Origin of the sequence: Dysgonomonas sp. HDW5A, from assembly GCF_011299555.1 — a bacterium.
Taxonomy (GTDB): Bacteria; Bacteroidota; Bacteroidia; order Bacteroidales; family Dysgonomonadaceae; genus Dysgonomonas_A.
Map to the genome: position 1 here is coordinate 264,956 of NZ_CP049857.1, position 20,267 is coordinate 285,222.

The 20,267-nt window shown below is 36.5% G+C and carries 19 protein-coding genes; 10 read left to right on the forward strand and 9 right to left on the reverse strand.

The features are described 5' to 3' along the window. Positions 1 to 191: 191 nt before the first annotated feature. The 6 genes from G7050_RS00975 to G7050_RS01000 form a co-directional block, all read right to left on the reverse strand. Positions 192 to 2,318 (reverse strand): M3 family metallopeptidase, encoded by a 2,127-nt coding sequence (locus G7050_RS00975; RefSeq protein WP_166109888.1) that lies wholly within the window; start codon positions 2,316 to 2,318, stop codon positions 192 to 194. A 69-nt stretch (positions 2,319 to 2,387) separates the two neighbouring features. Continuing rightward, positions 2,388 to 2,894 carry a hypothetical protein gene (locus G7050_RS00980; protein ID WP_166109891.1) on the reverse strand — a complete coding sequence of 169 codons (507 nt, stop codon included), beginning with the start codon at positions 2,892 to 2,894 and terminating at the stop codon, positions 2,388 to 2,390. A gap of 92 nt (positions 2,895 to 2,986) precedes the next feature. Continuing rightward, positions 2,987 to 3,868, reverse strand: coding sequence for a GTPase Era (gene era / locus G7050_RS00985; protein WP_166109895.1), 882 nt, complete (start codon positions 3,866 to 3,868; stop codon positions 2,987 to 2,989). Between the two features lie 219 nt (positions 3,869 to 4,087). Beyond that, entirely contained in the window at positions 4,088 to 5,080 is a 993-nt protein-coding gene (locus G7050_RS00990) for a beta-ketoacyl-ACP synthase III (protein WP_166109898.1), read from the reverse strand. Positions 5,081 to 5,147: 67 nt separating this feature from the next. Then, complete coding sequence (gene rpmF, locus G7050_RS00995; protein WP_082204055.1) at positions 5,148 to 5,333, reverse strand: 50S ribosomal protein L32; 186 nt, start codon at positions 5,331 to 5,333, stop codon at positions 5,148 to 5,150. 113 nt (positions 5,334 to 5,446) lie between these two features. Then, on the reverse strand, positions 5,447 to 6,031 hold the full coding sequence (locus tag G7050_RS01000) for a DUF177 domain-containing protein (RefSeq protein ID WP_166109900.1): 585 nt from the start codon (positions 6,029 to 6,031) through the stop codon (positions 5,447 to 5,449). Positions 6,032 to 6,451: 420 nt separating this feature from the next. Here G7050_RS01000 and G7050_RS01005 point away from each other — a divergent pair, with 420 nt between their 5' ends. Together G7050_RS01005 and udk are read left to right on the forward strand one after the other, a co-directional pair. After that, positions 6,452 to 7,036, forward strand: a complete 585-nt coding sequence (locus tag G7050_RS01005) for a DUF4294 domain-containing protein (protein WP_166109903.1) — start codon at positions 6,452 to 6,454, stop codon at positions 7,034 to 7,036. Between the two features lie 78 nt (positions 7,037 to 7,114). Further along, positions 7,115 to 7,723 carry a uridine kinase gene (gene udk / locus G7050_RS01010; RefSeq protein WP_166109906.1) on the forward strand — a complete coding sequence of 203 codons (609 nt, stop codon included), beginning with the start codon at positions 7,115 to 7,117 and terminating at the stop codon, positions 7,721 to 7,723. Positions 7,724 to 7,834: 111 nt separating this feature from the next. Here the strand turns inward: udk and G7050_RS01015 are convergent, their stop codons facing one another. From G7050_RS01015 to G7050_RS01025, 3 genes are all read right to left on the reverse strand, one after another. Then, positions 7,835 to 8,914 carry a hypothetical protein gene (locus tag G7050_RS01015; RefSeq protein WP_166109910.1) on the reverse strand — a complete coding sequence of 360 codons (1,080 nt, stop codon included), beginning with the start codon at positions 8,912 to 8,914 and terminating at the stop codon, positions 7,835 to 7,837. A 110-nt stretch (positions 8,915 to 9,024) separates the two neighbouring features. Further along, positions 9,025 to 9,744, reverse strand: a complete 720-nt coding sequence (locus tag G7050_RS01020) for an energy transducer TonB (protein WP_166109913.1) — start codon at positions 9,742 to 9,744, stop codon at positions 9,025 to 9,027. Positions 9,745 to 9,785: 41 nt separating this feature from the next. Further along, on the reverse strand, positions 9,786 to 10,415 hold the full coding sequence (locus G7050_RS01025; RefSeq protein ID WP_166109916.1) for a YhcH/YjgK/YiaL family protein: 630 nt from the start codon (positions 10,413 to 10,415) through the stop codon (positions 9,786 to 9,788). A 476-nt stretch (positions 10,416 to 10,891) separates the two neighbouring features. Between G7050_RS01025 and lepA the strand changes: the two genes are divergently transcribed. The 8 genes from lepA to G7050_RS01065 all read left to right on the forward strand — a co-directional run bounded on the left by lepA (position 10,892) and on the right by G7050_RS01065 (position 20,218). Then, complete coding sequence (gene lepA / locus G7050_RS01030) at positions 10,892 to 12,679, forward strand: translation elongation factor 4 (RefSeq protein ID WP_166109919.1); 1,788 nt, start codon at positions 10,892 to 10,894, stop codon at positions 12,677 to 12,679. A 102-nt stretch (positions 12,680 to 12,781) separates the two neighbouring features. Continuing rightward, a complete protein-coding gene (locus G7050_RS01035) occupies positions 12,782 to 13,411 on the forward strand; it encodes a GDSL-type esterase/lipase family protein (protein WP_166109922.1) in 630 nt (209 codons plus the stop codon). 38 nt (positions 13,412 to 13,449) lie between these two features. After that, positions 13,450 to 13,956 carry a flavin reductase gene (locus tag G7050_RS01040; RefSeq protein ID WP_166109925.1) on the forward strand — a complete coding sequence of 169 codons (507 nt, stop codon included), beginning with the start codon at positions 13,450 to 13,452 and terminating at the stop codon, positions 13,954 to 13,956. Between the two features lie 45 nt (positions 13,957 to 14,001). After that, entirely contained in the window at positions 14,002 to 15,894 is a 1,893-nt protein-coding gene (speA, locus tag G7050_RS01045) for a biosynthetic arginine decarboxylase (protein WP_166109928.1), read from the forward strand. Positions 15,895 to 16,185: 291 nt separating this feature from the next. Further along, entirely contained in the window at positions 16,186 to 17,517 is a 1,332-nt protein-coding gene (locus G7050_RS01050) for a glycoside hydrolase family 28 protein (RefSeq protein WP_370521927.1), read from the forward strand. 347 nt (positions 17,518 to 17,864) lie between these two features. Then, the gene (locus G7050_RS01055; RefSeq protein WP_166109934.1) at positions 17,865 to 18,554 is read left to right on the forward strand and encodes an EcsC family protein; all 690 of its coding nucleotides are present in this window, start codon (positions 17,865 to 17,867) and stop codon (positions 18,552 to 18,554) included. 144 nt (positions 18,555 to 18,698) lie between these two features. After that, the gene (locus tag G7050_RS01060; RefSeq protein WP_166109937.1) at positions 18,699 to 19,448 is read left to right on the forward strand and encodes an ABC transporter permease; all 750 of its coding nucleotides are present in this window, start codon (positions 18,699 to 18,701) and stop codon (positions 19,446 to 19,448) included. Next, positions 19,445 to 20,218, forward strand: a complete 774-nt coding sequence (locus tag G7050_RS01065) for an ABC transporter ATP-binding protein (RefSeq protein ID WP_166109940.1) — start codon at positions 19,445 to 19,447, stop codon at positions 20,216 to 20,218. The genes G7050_RS01060 and G7050_RS01065 overlap by 4 nt, the downstream gene beginning before the upstream one ends. Positions 20,219 to 20,267: the final 49 nt, after the last annotated feature.

Consider the following 20,267-nt stretch of genomic DNA (forward strand, 5'->3'; position numbering starts at 1 on the left):
TTAATCAAATTGTGTATTATTTAGTATGTGAATTAACATTTTGTCAGTGACGTATAATCTACACAATCTAAAAAGAAAGCCTCCGGATGCTTGGAGTTTAAAAAATTACATAACAAAAGAGGAGTATAAATACTCCTCTTTCACATATCGATTTATTATCTTGAATACCTTTATAGGTAAGCTAATCAACCTTACTTTACAAAACCTCTGTTTTTCAAAAGATAAATCGGATTAGGTTCTGCTCCTCTGAAAAGTTTGTATAGAACCATCGGATCTTCCGAACCACCTTTAGATAACACATTGTCACGGAACGACTGACCTGTTGTTCTATCAAAGACTCCTTTTTCTACAAAAGCTTCAAAAGCATCTGCATCCAATACCTCAGACCACAAATAGCTGTAATATCCGGCTGAATATCCGCCATCAAAGATGTGGGCGAAATAAGTACTCTTATATCTGGGTATAATCTCGGAGATAAGTCCGATTTGATTCATTGCATCAGATTCAAATGCATTTACATCAAAATCCTGATGTTCTGTTATCACATGCCATTTCATATCCAAAAGAGCAGCAGCTACAATCTCTGTAGTTTCAAATCCCGAATTAAAATTAGAAGCTTCCTCTATCTTTGCAATTAATGCATCCGGAATAACCTCTCCTGTTTGATAGTGCTTTGCATATAATTTCAACACCTCAGGGTGTAATGCCCAATGCTCATATATTTGAGAAGGTAACTCTACAAAATCACGAGAAACTGCTGTACCCGACAATCCGTTATAATTTACATTCGATAATAAGCCATGTAAGCCATGTCCAAACTCATGGAAAAGAGTTGTAACTTGCTCCAAAGTCAGCAAAGAAGGTTTATCCTCAGTAGGTAAAGCAAAATTACCAACGTTGTAAATTATAGGATTAATAAACTCTCCATTCTTTACACTTTGTTTGCGGAAACTACTCATCCATGCTCCATTACGTTTACTCGCACGAGGGAAATAATCCAAATAAAGAACACCGATAAATGATCCGTCAGCATCTATTACATCAAAAACCTGAACATCTTTATGATAAGTAGATATCTCTGCAGAAGGTTTAAATGTTATTCCATATAATCTATTCGCAACCAAAAATGCTCCGTCACGAACATTGTCAACCATAAAATAAGGCTTCAATGCTTCTTCATCCAAAGCATATTTCTCTTTGCGTAGTTTTTCGGTATAATACCACCAATCCCAAGATTCTAATTTGAAATTACCTCCATCTTTATCTATAAGCTTTTGAAGTTCAACAGCCTCTTTTTTAGCTTGAGGTAATGCGTATTCCCATATATTGTTCAATAAAGCAAATACATTATCAGGAGTTTTAGCCATTGTATCATCAAGCACATAATCCGCATGAGATTTATATCCTAACAAATTAGCTCTCTCCAATCTCAGATTAACGATCTTACTGATAATTGCTTTGTTGTCAAATTCATTATCATTGTTACCACGACTGTACATCGCTTTATACAATTTTTCACGCAATGCTCTGTTATCGGCATATTGAAGAAAAGGCAACCAGCTAGGTTTACTTAGAGTAAATACCCATTTACCGGTCATACCTTTACTTTTAGCCGTTTCGGCAGCAATACTAATAACATCCGAAGGTAATCCTGCCAGATCTTTCGGGTTATCTATTACCAATTCGTAATTATTTGTTTCAGCTAAAAGATTCTTACCGAAAGAAAGTGATAACAGGCTTAACTCTTTATTTATCTCACGTAAACGGTCTTTTTGTGTATCATTCAAGGCAATACCCGAACGTACAAATGACTTGTAATATTTCTCTACCAAACGTTTTTGCTCTGTAGTTCTTGCCGGATTCAAACTATCCGCATATACAATTTTAATACGCTCAAATAAAGGAACATTCAAATAAATATTATCGTTATGCTCTGATAACAGAGGCGAAATTTCCTCTGCTATTTTTTGAATATCCGGATCACTTTGAGCACCACGTATCGCTCCGAATACAGCAGATACACGATCTAATATTTCGCCGCTTTCGTCCAATGCCACCACTGTGTTTTCGAACGTAGCTACATCTCTTTTTCTGGTAATTGCCGATATTTGGGCTGTTTGTTGTTCGATACCTTTAACAAAAGCAGGCTTATAGTCCTCTTTTTTAATTAAATCAAAAGGAGGAGTGCCTTTAGGTGTTTTAAACTCTTCGAAAAAAGGGTTCTTTGTGTCCATTTGTTTGATATTATTCTGATTGTCTTGTGCATAACTTAAAGTCGTTATAGCCAGACTAAATAGAAATAAATACTTTTTGATCATAAACTAGGGCAATTTATATTTAGGTTATAAGGTCTCAGACCTTTTTATTGCTTATTTCAATACCAATCTTTATGGAGTCATTTCCTCCACTTCTATTATTCCTGCTGAATTCAACTCATCAATCTCCGAATCGGGTAACCAACCTTCCTTAGTCGAAAAATAAGTATATAAAGAACATGAAGTTCCGTTCTCTATATCGCCACAGTTTCTTAACACTAACTTTGTTTTATCAATTTCCAATATCTCTACGATCTGAGAACTACCATCATTGGGACTTACCATCACAAAATGGGTATCATCAACCAATTTCCATCGATCTTCGTACACATCAGCGCTGTATTTTGAAAAAACCGAGTATAATTTATTCTCTTCGTCAAAAAATATACTGGAAATGTCATCTTTTTTGTAAAACTCAACCTGAGTTAAAACTTCTTCACCCACTTGCTCTTCGGTTCTCACCGAAAACAAAAACCAAGCACCTTGCGATGTGAGTTTATGGCTCATATCCGTATCTTGCCCTTTCATATAAATGAAACAGAACAACATGAATGATAGTATAAGTCCAATCTTTTTCATCTTATCATTATTTTCTGAATAACGTAAACTTTATAAGTTTGCTAAACTTGTAACCGGATCGTTTCGTTAATACAACAGCCAGATACACTCTTTCAATCTAAACGATATCCAAATGTTCTCAAGATATTATCACGACTTCTCCAATCTTTTTCTACTTTCACAAACATTTGTAGAAATATTTTTTTCTCAAAAAAACGTTCCATATCCTGGCGAGCCATTGCACCAACCTTTTTCAAAGCAGCACCTTTATGACCGATTATTATTCCTTTTTGCGAATCGCGTTCTACAATAATAAGAATGCGTATATTGATAATGTCTCTTTCTTCTTTAAATTCCTCAACAACAACCTCTACCGAATAAGGAACTTCCTTTTGGTAATAAAGCAGTATTTTCTCTCTCACAATCTCAGTTACAAAGAAACGGGCGGGACGATCCGTCAAGGCATCTTTTTCAAAATAAGGAGGCGACTCAGGTATTAAATCGATAATACGACGTTTTACAAAGTCGATATTAAACTTATTGAGTGCAGATATAGGATATATTTCGGCTTTGGGTAGTAATTCTTTCCATTCCTCCACTAATTTAACCAAATCATCCTGATTGGTTTGATCGATTTTGTTTATCAAAAGTAATACAGGAGCTTCGACTTTTTGTACCTTCTGCAAGAAATCTTCATTCTTCGAAGTCTTCTCTACCACATCAGTCACATAGAGTAGTACATCGGCATCACCCAATGCCGATTCCGAAAAGTTACGCATTGATTCCTGTAACTTATAGTTAGGACGCAGTACACCGGGAGTATCTGAATATACAATTTGATATTCTTCAGTATTTACTATTCCTAAAATACGATGACGTGTAGTTTGAGCTTTTGACGTGATAATCGATATTTTCTCGCCAACCAGTTCATTCATCAATGTTGATTTTCCAACATTAGGATTTCCTACAATATTTACAAAACCTGATTTATGCATTCTTTATTATTCTCTCAAAAATTTAGTTGAAGGTCTAAGACCTGTTTATCATTTGTATATGCGGATAGATATTGAAAAGAGCCCGGTCTATCTTTTAAAACACACCAATAAATTTTATTCTTCACTTAAATACCTCATTGAACAACAAATATAGAATAAAAAAACGCACCTGACAAAGATGCGCTTTTCTATCTATATAAGATTTATATATTTTTTCTATCATTTTCCGTCGTAAGCCCACTTCAAATACACAGAACCCCATGTAAATCCGGCACCAAACGCGGCAAGAATAATATTATCTCCTTTTTTAAGTTTGCTTTCCCATTCCCATAAACAAATTGGAATTGTTCCGGCACTTGTATTACCATATCTTTCGATATTTACCATCACTTTATCTTTAGACAAGCCCATACGATTAGCGGCAGCATCTATAATTCTCAGGTTAGCTTGATGAGGAACAAACCAGTTCACATCATCCTTGGTCAATTGATTACGCTCCATGATCTCAGCCGAAACATCAGCCATACGAGACACTGCATGCTTAAATACAACCTGACCTTCCTGATATACATAGTGCATACCTTTCTCTATGGTTTCTGCTGATGCAGGAAATGCCGATCCACCGCCACACAAGTGTAAGTGTGGTGCACCAAAGCCATCGGTATGTAAGATTGTATCTTTAATACCATAATCTTCGGTAGTTGGCTCTAACATTACAGCACCTACAGCATCTCCAAATAAAGGGCAAGTAGTTCTGTCTTTATAGTTGGTTATTGCAGTCATTTTATCACCTGCTACAACTATAACTTTCTTATATCTTCCTGATTTTATATAATTCGATCCGGTTTCTAAACCGAATAAGAAACCTGAACAAGCTGCCTGCAAATCGAAAGCCAAAGAATTTTTAATTCCACAACCATGTGCAACTAAAGCAGATGTAGAAGGAAACTGATAATCGGGGGTTGTAGTGGCAAAAATAAGGACATCAATATCATCAGGGCTTGTATTAGTTTTATCTAACAACTCCTGTACGGCACGTATACCCATAACAGATGTACCTTGACCTTCACCTTTAAGGACATGACGTTCCTTGATCCCTACGCGGCTCATGATCCACTCATCATTCGTATCCACGAGTTTTTCAAGATCCTCATTAGTGATGACATCTTCGGGAACATAAGCTCCGATGCCTGTTATCGCTGCTTGAATCATATTTTCAGATAAGTAAGTTTATAAAAAAAATGCCCTATTTTGAGTAGGGCTTTTATTGTTTAGACAATTAAAGAGCTACCTCTTTTTCAATTGCTAATTTTCCTCTGTAATAACCGCAATCACCACATACTGTGTGATAAACGTGCCATGTTCCGCAATTAGGGCATACAGCTAATGTTGGAGTTAAAGCTTTATCATGAGTTCTTCTTTTCGCTGATCTAGACTTTGACTGTCTATGCTTTGGATGTGCCATTTTATCTGTTTATTTAATTTAAATTTTTACTTCTGAGTAGTATTTTTACACTACTATATTTTTATAATTATTCCTTATTTATTTTCATCAAACAGGAAAAAGGTCTGCGAGTTTTATTCCTCAACAAGTCCTTTCAATCCATCCCATCGTGGATCGGTTACCTCACCAGCTTCTTCTTCAACCGAATCGTCAAAATCGTCATCATCTACTATATCCAAACTATCATCCGAATCAGCAGCTGCAACTTTATGTTTATTCAGCTTCGAAGACATCATTTTATTACACTTACCCGGTGCATGTACATGCTTCATTGGAAGGCTCAACATTACAAATTCATATAAAAACCATGCAATATTAATTTCACCTTCTTCTTCGGGTATGATTACGATTTCGTCGCTTTCTTCCGAATATTCATGACCAAACTTCACCACCAAGCGGTTGGTTGAATTGGTTTCGATAAGAATATCATCTAAACAACGATCGCAAGGAACATGCACTTCACCATTCTGAGTAAAACTAAACTCGAATGTCGAAGATACACACTTCACGATTACTTCTACATTAACCTTGCCTCGTCTAATATCCGAATCGGCATCGCCAATTGCTTTGAAATATTGATCATCCAAAACATACTCGAACTTATGTAGACCATCTGCCAGATTCCTTAACGGAATATTATAGAGACTAAATTTTCCCACTTTTTCAATTAAATAAAAGAATGGTCGCAAAGATAAAAAACTTTTTCCTAATTACCATATTTCTTCTTGGTAAAAAAAGAATACTGTTAATCTTTGAACAATCCATCCCGAATTTATATTTATGTATTTATTTTGTTGTATTTGCTGCAAATATAGTTAAATAAAAGAAAGAATCTATTCGAGCATCTTCAATGTAGAGGCGTATTGCATACACCTTACAAACCATAAGCTGTGTATGATATTTACAATCACATGGTACATTTATAAAGAAGTGAATAATAGAAAATATTCAATAATACATTCTAAAAACATAACCATCTATTGCAGTTTAACTAGCCGAAGCAATAAATAGTTCTGTGAACTTAATTATATTTACACTCTCTTAGAACAATAAGAAGATCCAAAGCTTTACTTTAGCCAATGCAAAAATATATATGCATATTATTCCTTTCTGTCCTATGTATATCGTATACACAGGCACAAAGCAGCAAAGTTATCCAATATACATTCTCGGTAGTGAAGGGTGACACTATATTTAATGCATACCTTCCGGAAACCGTTGTATTCCCCCCCCTTCGCTTCAAAGACGAAAAGGAAAGGCTCGAATACACTAAACTGGTGCGTGATGTAAAAATAACCTTGCCCTATGCCAAACAGGTAGCACAAAACATCATTGAGACTTACGAATTCATGGAAACTTTACCCGATAAAAAGGCAAAACAGAAACACCTTGAACAAACTCAAAAATTCATTATGGATTCCTACAAACCCAAGATGAAAAAGCTAACAAAAAATCAAGGTAAAATATTAGTAAAGTTGATCGACAGGCAAACAAACTCCTCGGCATATGATATTATCAAATCTCTCACAGGGGGTATAAAAGCCACCGTTTACAATACTTTTGCGGGTATTTTCGGCAACAACCTGAAAACTCAATACGACCCTAACGGCAAGGATAAGATGATAGAACGGATAGTGATAGAAATAGAACAGGGTACATTGTAATTTTTAATACTACAGAATTTCATTATTCGAAGAATACCGATACTTTTGCAATAAAATAACAAAATAATAAAATACCCCATGTATATAATAGGCATTGCCGGAGGATCTGGTTCAGGAAAAACAACGTTAGTAGACGGTATACTAAGCCGAATTCCCCGCGAAGAAATTGCTATTTTACCACAGGATGCCTATTACAAAGACAACAGCGATATTCCACTCGAAGATCGGTTCAAACTCAACTACGATCATCCCGACTCCATAGAATGGGAGTTGATGTACAAAGATATCGAGCTTCTAAAATCAGGGCAAACCATCAACTGTCCTACTTATTCGTTCTTAACATGTGCTCGTTTGGAAGAAACAATTCCCATTGCACCAAAGAACATTTTATTAGTAGAAGGTATATTAATATATACATCACAAATGATCTATGATCAACTGGACATGAAAATATTTCTGGAAGTTCCGGCAGATCAGCGCTTGACCAGAATTATTCAAAGAGATATGGATTCACGTGGACGTACGGCACTGGAAGTTATCGACCGTTACTACAAAACAGTTCGTCCCATGCATGAAGAATTCATAGAACCATCGCGCCAACAGGCCGACATGCTTGTTATGGGAGGCGGATTAAACGAAAAAGCGGCTGAATTTATAGCAGCAGCAATTCTTGAAAAGCTAAGATAAGAGCTGAGCCTTTTTATAATTTTAAACGCAAATATTAGAGATACTTAATTATAGAAAAAGGAGATAATAAAAATATTATCTCCTTTTTTCATGATCATCACACTATGCCTTTCAGTCCCTAAAGAACGTAGGTGTATCTCCAAATATAAAATTAGAGAACCCAACATCTTTAAATTTGTATTTAACTAAAACCTCTTTTGCAATAGCTAAGAATGCATCTATATCGTAAACAATAAAATCCATATACGAAAAATAAAAACCTGTTGCTCCTCCAATAGAATCAGCTACATTAGCGGCTTTAGCCTCTTTTAATATCTGATCTTCGATCTCGGTTCTAAATGGAACCATCCGATCTTTGGGCACATTGATATTCTCATAAAACAAGAAGCCGAACACTACCCCGTCAGCATAAAAGTTCCCGAACAATTCTGTCGATTTGTTATAAAAGGCATTCAACACAGGAAAACACGATGAATAGGCAATGTAAATATCCTCACGCAACTGCCAATCCTTTGCTTTTGAGGGAACCATTTCATATCCGGCACATCTCTCGCAGATATTCTCGATACGGAACCAGTTTTTCGCCTCAATGGTATCATCCATCAATTTTCTCAAATCAGTTGCTGCAACCTTCTTCAATCCCTTTCCTGAAACTCGAAAATCAATAGTGCCTATATATTCCATTGTATAAGCTTCGCCAATAAGCTGATCGAGATAAATAAAAAACAAACTATACTTTTTATTCTCTTCCAATTTCATCAACGGAAGGCACTCTACTTGCAAATTCACTTTCTGATGCTTTTCATCAATTTCGTAATAAAGACTTACACTATCAGCGGAAAGAGTAGTATCATACATCGAAATACTAAAATCGCCTTTTGCCTTAGCGGGCTTAGAGGAATAAAAATTCCACTTTTCGGATAAAACCGCCGGAGCCTGCTTCAACCAATACTCTAACTGAAAAAGTTTTGCCCGGTCTCCCTCAGGTGTAAGAATCAACTCATACTTCCCTTGATCATTAATACCCAACTCAAAAAATGCTTTATGAAAGGCTACTGATAAAATATCATCTACAAATTTTATTAATGTATCAGTTTCAACCTTGTCATCCAACATTTTTCTAACCTCAGACTCTTTTTCAGTAAAAGCGTCCCAAAACTTACCTACTCTCTCTTTAAATGATACACTCATAAAATTCTCTTATTATTATTTTTTAAGGTCACAGACCTTTTCTTCTTCATTTCAAAAACATAAAACCATTTAATAAAACCGGACAAAAAAAACTCAGCCGACAAACGAACTTACATCTTAAAAATAAGTTGTAACACCACAAATACAGGAACAGAAGCGCCTGCCCTTTTGCCTGTTTGCCACTTGGGCATCGATTTCACCAATCTATACGCTTCCTTATCCAAAACTTCATTACAGGTCTCTAAAATCTTCAAATCCTTAACTGAACCATCTTTATCGACAATAAAACCGAGAACAACCGCCCCGCACGTATCCGTCGCATCCGTATCACGTGAAAGGGTTACTTTCTCATTGAGATATTTCATCATCCCACTATATCCCCCATTGAAAGCCGGCATAAATTCGGCATTTATCAAAGGATTAAACTTAGTATTCAAAGTTATATACCTTACTTCATTTATTAAATCAGCCAAAGCATCATCTCCCTGAAAAGATATGGCCGCAACAGACCTTGTTTCACTTGGCTCGAAATGCGGATCATTAAAAAGGAACATAAAACGCCCTTCATCCCCTTTCTTGAAACGGGATAACTTCTCCACAGACAGCAAATGCTTAACAAGACCACCTTCAACACACTCGTCCATATACTTGGATTCCCGATAATAGGAGATTACTTTTTTCATCTGCAACGAATCTCTCAATAACGAATCATCATTCCAGACCAAATACATCCGATCAACCTTAGTCGAATCAGAAACTACAGTTTCTTTTGCCTGAGAACCAAACGAAAAGAACACTAAAGCATAGAATAAGAATAAAAATCGTCCCATAACTCAATCAATTAAGACCACAGACCTATCATCACGAGCAATCAATCAACTGCTATTTTAAAAACCACCTTACGCACCTTTGCCTTTTCTCCGTACTGAATATTAGTCATATGAATATCATCCGGAAAGAAAATAGTAAACTGATTGGGTTTAACTACATGATATTCTATCACGGGCACTTTATAATGAGCAACATCTCTTTTTTCATCGTACGGATTTATAACTTCTATAGCTGTCGCCAACTTTGCATAGCCTTGTAATTCACAACCATCAACGATATATTGTAAGTCGATGTACTTTTTATGTCCTTCGAGCTGCTCATTACCCGGTTCACGAGTCATATATTCCTGTACGTTCACAGTTATATCATCTCCTAACGATTGCTTGCCGAGCGGTAATGTTGCCAGATTATTCTCTTTTATAAATTTGAACACCCTTTTCCATCTTTCCGGATGTTTCTCATAATGAGAAACAAATGTTATTTCATCTATTCCCGTATCAGGAAATGCAGCAGCACCTTCGAGCCACTTTTTATCTTCAAACCACCTCTGTTGTTTCGATGATAGCTGTTTTGTCTTTACAGAATGCTGTGCATGTATATTACAAACAGGAAATAATGCAACAACAGATAAAATTAGCACAAAATGGTAAAACGGTGTTTTCTTGTTCATAGATTTAATCTTTAAATACCGAAAACAAGTATCGCTATACGTCTGCAAATCAAAGAATACAATTCATCTACACAATATAGCAATAAATACTTCACGATACAATATTATTATAAACAAATGTATGATTTGTCTTTTACATTTAAGAGAAAACACCAATTAAGTAACGTTAAATAATAGATGTAAAATTTCACCTTCTCAACCTCTTTTCGGCACAAATAGAACTTTAGGCGAAGTATCTAAAGTAAAAACAGACCGTATCTCATCCTTAAAAGATTTTATTACACAATGTTATTTCGATAGTGTAATTCTTTCCGTATATTTGCATCCCGTAAATTGGGGTTGGAATCTCCAATCGAATAAATCGAGTAACAATAAGTACTGAATACAACTTTATTTAATCATAACTATCAGTTGTATTTATATTTGCCAAAGTAATAAAATTAGGTCTGTGACCTCAGTCATACCGTTGTTTAAGAATGAATAAAATAAGAAATTTTTGCATCATTGCGCATATAGATCATGGTAAGAGCACATTAGCCGACCGCTTGCTTGAATATACCAAAACAGTTGAAGGTAAAGATATGCAGGCTCAAGTCTTGGATAATATGGATCTGGAACGTGAACGTGGTATCACCATCAAAAGTCACGCGATCCAGATGCAATACCAGTACAATGGCGAAACATATATACTCAATTTGATTGATACCCCGGGACACGTTGACTTCTCTTACGAAGTTTCGCGTTCAATTGCAGCCTGCGAAGGAGCATTACTGATAGTAGATGCGGCTCAGGGAATACAAGCCCAAACAATTTCGAATCTTTACATGGCGATAGACAATGATCTGGAAATCATTCCGGTTCTTAACAAGATCGACCTTCCAAGTGCTATGCCCGAAGAAGTAGAAGATCAAATCATTGAGCTGTTGGGTTGTAAACGTGAAGAAATAATCCGTGCCAGTGGCAAAATGGGGCAAGGAGTATATGATATTCTGGCAGCCATTATAGAACGTGTTCCTGCTCCAAAAGGAGACCCAGAAGCACCTCTACAAGCCTTGATCTTTGACTCTGTTTTCAATTCATTCCGAGGTATTATCGCTTATTTCAAGATCGTAAATGGCTCTATCAAAAAGGGTGATCTTGTAAAATTCTTTGCTACCGAAAAAGAATATAATGCAGACGAAGTAGGTGTATTGAAATTAACCATGTCGCCCCGTAACGAAGTTACCTGTGGTGATGTAGGATATATTATATCAGGTATAAAAACCTCCAAAGAAGTAAAAGTAGGAGATACAATCACACATGTGAAAAATCCATGTGAGAAAGCGATTGATGGATTCGAGGAAGTAAAACCGATGGTTTTCGCCGGAGTATACCCTATCGAAAGTGAAGACTTTGAAGACTTGAGAGCTTCTCTCGAAAAACTTCAATTGAATGATGCTTCGCTTACTTTCCAACCCGAATCGTCTATTGCACTGGGCTTTGGTTTTCGATGCGGGTTCTTAGGACTTCTGCACATGGAAATTATACAGGAACGTTTGGAGCGAGAGTTTAATATGGATGTAATCACAACCGTTCCCAACGTTTCGTATCTTGTATACGACAAAAAAGGGAACGTAAAAGAGGTACATAATCCTTCGGGACTACCCGACCCTACTCTCATCGACTATATAGAAGAACCTTATATACGAGCTTCGGTTATAACCAGCACAGCCTATATCGGCCCTATCATGTCGCTATGTTTAGGTAAACGCGGAATACTTTTGAAACAAGAATATATTTCGGGAGACCGTGTAGAGATTACTTACGATTTACCTTTGGGTGAAATTGTAATCGACTTTTATGATAAACTGAAAAGTATATCAAAAGGATACGCTTCGTTCGACTACCAAATGCATGACTATCGTGAAGCAAGACTGGCAAAAATGGATATTCTCTTAAACGGAGAACCCGTGGATGCTTTGTCAACACTTACACACGTAGATAATGCGGTAAGCTTTGGTCGCCGCATGTGCGAAAAATTGAAAGAACTTATCCCACGCCAGCAGTTTGACATTGCTATACAAGCAGCCATCGGAGCTAAAATTATAGCTCGTGAAACGATAAAGGCGGTACGTAAAGATGTTACCGCAAAATGTTATGGAGGTGATATTTCACGTAAGCGTAAACTTCTTGAAAAACAAAAAGAAGGTAAAAAGCGAATGAAACAGGTAGGTAACGTTGAAGTACCTCAAAAAGCATTCTTAGCTGTATTGAAACTTGATTAAGATCACATACTGTTTCACATCAGACCTTAATCAATTGATATTGACGTAAACTATTTTATTTATTTTAATTTGACTAAAAAGATTCTTATTTTATTTTTCTTTATGATCGCACTGTACACTCAGGCACAAGAAAGAAAAGAATATGACACCGATCATTATAGGGAGCGTATTGCTTATTTTGAGCAAAATCCGATTGGTGAAAATAAAATTGTCTTTTTAGGTAATAGTTTAACAGAGGGTGGACAATGGAATAAATACTTCCCCGAAGCTGCTCCCGTCAACAGAGGTATATCAGGTGATAATACCGAAGGTATGCTCAACAGGATAGATGAAATTGCGATCTCACATCCAGCCCAACTATTTATTTTGGCTGGTATCAATGATATCTCTCAAAACGTACCCAACAAACAAATTATAAAACATTATCGTTATATAATTCAACGAGTTAAAGAGCAATCTCCCGAAACCGCTATTTATATACAAAGCTTACTTCCAATTAATAATGACTTCGGGCGTTACAAAAGATTAATCGGGAAAGAAAAGCAAATAGTAAAGCTCAATAAAGAGTTGAAAAAACTGGCATCAAAAGAAAAAATAATTTTCGTGAACATCAACCCATTATATATGGGTAAACAAGGGAAATTAGATGCTCAACATACAAATGACGGTTTACATCTTACCGAAACTGCTTATAGCATATGGGTAGGAGAACTCCAAAAATATATTCATTAAAGGTTGAAACCTTTTTACAGAAAGATTTACAAACAGATATGAATAATTTCAAAGAAATATCGGCTAAAGAATTAGCATTTTCGCCTTTCGACATTAAAGAAGAGTGGATGTTAGTTACTGCCGAAAAAGATGGCAGAGTAAATACAATGACCGCCAGTTGGGGTGGCTTTGGTATCATGTGGAACAAACAAGTTGCTTTCATAGTAATTCGTCCACAACGCTGTACCAAAGAATTTGTAGATGATGCTGATTGCTTTTCTCTTACTTTTTTCGACAAGAGTTACTTGAAGAAACTAGGCTATCTGGGAAAAGTATCGGGTAGAGACGAGAACAAAATAGAAAAGGCAGAGTTGAGCATTATTCATGAAGAGGAGATTCCCTACTTCGAAGAAGCTCATACAGCTATTTTTATAAAGAAATTATATGCTCAACCGATGGGAGGAGAATATTTTCTGGATAAAGAAATTATAAGCAAATGGTTTCCCGAAAAAGATTTCCATGTTTTATATATAGGAGAAATTACAAAGGTCTTAACCAAAAGGTAAGACCGCTCTATTTACAAACAATTAAAAACAGGCGTATTTGCAATAATGAGAAAATGGCGCATTGAAGATTCGGAAGAATTGTACAACATCTCCAGTTGGGGTGTTAATTATTTTTCAATCAATGAAAAGGGGAATGTAATAGTCACTCCCCGAAAAGACGGTGTAGCTGTGGACATGAAAGAGCTGATAGATGAACTACAGCTTCGCGATGTAGCAGCTCCTGTATTAGTTCGTTTTCCGGATATTCTGGACAACCGCATCGAAAAAATATCTACCTGCTTCAAAAAAGCAGCGAAGGAGTATGGTTACGAAGCACAGAATCACATTATATATCCTATAAAGGTGAATCAAATGCGACCCGTAGTAGAGGAATTGGTAAGTCATGGTAAGAAATTCAATATCGGTCTTGAAGCAGGTTCTAAACCTGAACTTCATGCAGTTATTGCTATCAACACAGACCCTAATTCGCTGATTATTTGTAATGGATACAAAGACGAAAGCTATGTAGAATTGGCTCTTCTGGCTCAAAAAATGGGTAAAAGAGTATTTATTGTCGTAGAAAAACTCAACGAATTGCCTCTTATTACCAAAACTGCAAAACGCTTAAAAATTGTTCCCAATATTGGTATACGTATCAAATTGGCGAGTAGCGGCAGTGGTAAATGGGAAGAATCGGGAGGAGATGTTAGTAAATTCGGATTGAATTCGAGTGAACTATTAGAAGCTCTGGCTTTTCTTGACAAAAACAACATGCAAGGCTCTTTGCGTCTGATCCACTTTCACATTGGTAGTCAGGTAACAAAAATCAGACGAATCAAAACAGCTCTACGTGAGGCATCGCAATTCTATGTACAACTTCATGGAATGGGGTATAATATCGAATTTGTAGATATAGGCGGAGGTCTTGGTATTGATTACGACGGCACCCGCTCGTCACATAGCGAAAGCAGTGTTAACTACACTATTCAGGAATATGTAAACGATTCTATATCAACAATGGTGGATGCAGCAAACAAAAATGGTCTGCCTCATCCCCATATCATCACAGAATCAGGAAGATCTTTGACTGCGCATCACTCCATACTAGTGTTTGAAGTGCTCGAAACAGCAACTCTGCCCGAATGGGAAGAAAGCGATGTTATCACCGAAAATGATCACGAATTGGTACGCGAACTGTATCAAATATGGGATGATTTGAATCAGCGTCGAATGCTGGAAGCTTGGCACGATGCTCAACAGATTAGAGAAGAGGCGCTTGATTTATTCAGCTTGGGAATGCTCAACCTGAAAACAAGGGCACAAGTCGAACGTCTTTATTTCTCTATTGCCCGTGAGATATATCAAATGGCGGGACGTATGAAACATTCTCCCGACGAATTGAAGCAATTGGCAAAATTATTACCGGATAAATACTTCTGTAATTTCTCTCTTTTCCAATCCCTACCCGACTCTTGGGCTATTGATCAGATATTTCCGATCATCCCGTTACATCGTTTAGGAGAAAGACCGGACAGAACTGCAACATTGCAAGATATTACTTGTGATTCGGATGGTAAGATAGACAACTTCATTCCCACAGGCAATCAAACCGGATATTTACCCGTACATAACCTAAAGAAGAATGAGCCGTATTACTTGGGCGTATTCTTAGTAGGTGCTTATCAGGAAATACTAGGAGACCTTCATAACCTGTTCGGTGATACTAATGCCGTACACGTATCGGTTGATGAGAACGGTTATAAGATAGAGCAAATGATAGATGGAGAAACTGTAGCCGAAGTACTTGAATATGCACAGTATAACGCCAAGAAACTGGTTCGAACAGTAGAAACCTGGGTAACAACCTGCGTTAAACAAGGATCTATTACTGTTGAAGAAGGTAAAGAGTTCCTATCAAATTATCGTTCAGGATTATACGGTTATACTTATTTAGAATAAAATAGTCTAGATTCTAATAAATGCAAATAGGCAGGAAAGTTAAACTTTTCTGCCTATTCTTTTATAAATATCTGCCACTTTAGAAAACAATCTCTATATTTAAGGTCACAAACCTATCTATTACCAGAGTGCAAAAGTAAACCCATGCGTTCATACAAACGAAGATAATTGCATTACTCTTGCCTCTAAAAACAGATCATTAAATAATACTATTTACTTAACAACACACCTTAAATAACAAAATACAATATTATGAAAAAATACTTTATACCCATATTAATGACAATTATTATGCTCACATCGTGTAGTCGTCCGACTAATACAGAAATAACCGCCACAGATAACGGATGGGATATGGTTCCAAAAATTATGGAAAACATCTCTGCACCCGAATTCCAAGATAAAACTTTCAACATACTTGATTTTGGGGCAAAAGACGACAGCACATTTAATAGCCTTCCGGCAATTATTAATGCTATCAATGAGTGTAATCAACAAGGAGGCGGTAAAGTATTAATTCCCTCAGGAACATATTATATCAAAGGATCAATTATTCTAAAAAGCCATGTAAACTTACACTTGGAAGAAGGAGCACGCCTCGAATTCTCTACCGAACCCAAGGATTACCTCCCTATGTCGCTAACCAAATGGGAAGGTACTGAATGTTTCAATTACACACCCTTCATTTACAGCTATCAAAGCATAAATGTAGCGATTACAGGTAAGGGCGAAATTGATGGCAACGGTGCTGTAACCTTCAATACTTGGAAACCTAAAGAAAAACCGGCGATGGATAAACTCCGTCAAATGGGAAATGACTCTATACCTATCTATGAGCGCATTTTTGGAGAAGGCTGGTATCTACGTCCTTGCATGATACAGTTTTTTGGATGTAAGAATGTTCTGGTCGAAGGTGTGAAGATATACGATTCGCCTTTCTGGATTATTCATCCTGTGTATTGTGATAATGTAATTGTGCGTGATGTATATATAGACAGTAATAATTACAACAATGATGGTTGCGACCCCGAATCGTCAACCAATGTATTGATTGAAAATGTAAAATTCAATGTAGGAGATGATGGCATCGCAATCAAATCAGGACGTGATCAGGATGGATGGCGTGTGGGTCGGGCAACCGAAAATGTTATTATACGAAATTGTTACTTTGCACGCTGGGCTATCACAATTGGCAGTGAAATGTCGGGAGGAGTACGCAATATATTTATCGAAGATTGTAAAATAGACAGTTGCCGCAACGGGATTTATTTCAAATCAAATCTCGACCGTGGAGGATTTTTCGAGAACCTCCATATGCGAAATATCGAAGCCGATGTTTGCTTATGGGGAGTAATAAATTTCCGTACAGACTACCATGGTTATCGAGGAGGAAATTATCCAACGCAATTCAGAAATATTACTATCGAAAATGTAACCTGCAATCGTGTAGACAGTGTAGCTATTATGGCAAACGGTGTTCCTGAAGCAAAGCTATACAATATTACATTACGAAATATCGTAGTAAAAAAAGCCCCCAAAGCTACTCAAATTAAGAACGTAGTTAATCTGGTTCTGGATAATGTAAAAGTAAATGGAAAAATAATTACAGACGAAAACGAATAATAAGTAAAAGAAAATATTTAATGATACATTTTAAAGGCATAACAACCTATCGCTGTTTTGCTTGCCAAAGCAATAAATAGTTCTGCGAACTTAAGTCTGAAACTTTAAATAATCTATCAAGCTTTAATACATTCTTGATTTTACTTATGCCGAAGACACTAGAGGGTTAAATAGTATTAACAAAAAGCCCTGTAATCTATTTTTAGAAGTATATTGCACTCTCAAATTAATAGACATACCTATTCAAGAGTAAGAGTGTCATAAACAAAGACTATAAGTATTTTGTTTATATACTTGGCTAAACATAAAATAGGGACAAAAGACTAGCAACAATTAATATCCTAAGCATGAGCAAAATAACAACAACAGCTAAAAGCGGTATGGTCTCAAAAGTTCTTGAATGGACTTATGCCAGAGCCATCAACGGATTTGGAGGAGTAGATTCTGCATATCAATTAGGAAATGATTATCTAAATTCAAAAGGTACCCTTGACCAACAAGTAGATCAATTGATTAAATGGCAAGTAACCAAAGCTGCATCAAGCGGATTCTTTACAGGATTGGGAGGATGGGCCATTATGCCCTTTGCTCTACCCGCTAATATAGCCAGTGTCATATATATTCAGGTACGCATGATTTCGGCCATCGCTTATATGGGAGGTCATGATATACAAAGTGATCAGGTAAAATCGATCATCTATGTTTGTATGCTCGGCAACGGAACCAAAGAGATATTTAAAGAAATGGGGATCAAAGCCGGAGAGAAATTCGTAAAAAGCCTCATTGAGAATACTTCAAGAAAAATGCTTCTTTCGGTAAACGAAAAAGTCAGTGTGAATATTGCTTCGAAATTAGGAAGCAGGAGCTTAACCGGCTTAGGTAAGGCAATACCTATCGTTGGCGGTGTTATCGGAGGTAGTTTTGATGCCGGATCAACGTTGATTATAGGGAAAGTTGCAAAGAAAATGTTTATCGACAACGGCAAATCGATATTAAATCCGGAGAGAGAGGAAACAGGAATTCCTTCCGTTGTCTAATTTTTTTGTACATTTGTTATTTAGAAAAATCAGATAAGGCTATAAGCCTACTTATTGCTTTTTTCTGATATAACAATATACAGATTGCCGTATTTGAATAATACGCATTGATATTTTACTGTACTTAAAAGTTAATTTAAAGGTATGCTATTAACAAGTTCGTTAGAAAAATTGGGACAATATGCAATATTGATGCGTAAAGTCCTAACCAGACCTCAGAAATGGAGAATATTTCTTCAACAGCTATCAAAAGAGATAAGCAAACTTGGAGTCGATTCAATAAGTATTGTTATAATAATTTCGTTTTTTATCGGAGCCGTTATTGTAATACAAATAGCGCTGAATATAAACAACCCTCTATTACCCCGTTATACAGTAGGTTACACATCCAGAGAGATTATTCTTCTCGAATTTTCGTCCTCTATCATGTGTCTTATTCTGGCAGGGAAAGTCGGTTCGAATATTTCTTCCGAAATTGGAACAATGCGGGTTACCGAACAAATTGATGCACTTGAAATTATGGGAGTAAACTCCGCCAACTATCTGATTCTACCTAAAGTAGTAGGATTAATGGCATTTGTTCCCGTATTGGTCGTATTAAGTATGTTTTTCGGTATTGTAGGAGGATTTGGAGTCTGTTACTTTACAAATGCTGTACCCGTCGCCGATTTCGAATACGGATTGCAGTCATTCTTCAAGACGTTCTATATATGGTATGCCATTTTAAAAACAATATTCTTTGCGTTTCTGATCTCGTCTATAGCAGCCTACTACGGATATTATGCTAAAGGAGGTTCGCTTGATGTGGGAAAAGCAAGTACTAATGCTGTTGTTGTAAGCAGTATTTTGATATTGATTTCCGATTTATTAATCACTGATTTAATGATGGGATGATAGAAGTTAGAAATTTAGTGAAATCATTCGATGGCCGCGATGTCCTTAAAGGGCTTAGCATGACTTTCGAAGAAGGTAAAAATAACCTGATTATAGGTCGAAGTGGTTCGGGTAAAACTGTATTGCTTAAAAATTTAATCGGACTGATGAGACCTACCAAAGGGGAAATTCTGTATGACAATAGAGACTTAACAAAACTATCGTCAGACCAGATGAAGGCGTTAAGGCAAGAAATGGGCATGATTTTTCAGGGATCGGCATTATTTGATGCAATGACCGTATTCGAAAATGTTTATTTTCCATTGGATATGTTTTCAACAATGTCCAAAGGAGAGAAAATGAAACGGGCACAATCCTGCCTGGATCGTGTAAATCTTTCGGATGCCGGACACTTGTATCCATCGGAGATAAGCGGTGGTATGATGAAACGTGCAGCCATTGCCCGAGCGATCTCCCTTAATCCCAAATACCTGTTTTGTGACGAGCCTAACTCAGGTTTAGATCCTCAAACATCGCTGGTAATTGACGAATTGATAAGTGATATTACCAAAGAATACAAAATTACCACAATCATCAATACGCATGACATGAACTCGGTTATGAATATTGGCGATAAAATATTTTTCATTAAAGAAGGCAATCTCGAATGGGAGGGAAGCAATGAACAGATATTGACAACTAAGAATGAAGCTCTTAATGATTTCGTTTTCGCCTCCGACCTATTCAAAAAGGTTAAAGCCATAGAAATGGATGAAATAAATAATAAATGACAAGTGATGAGCATAAGTAAGGCTCATCCACTTTTAAATATTCAATTTA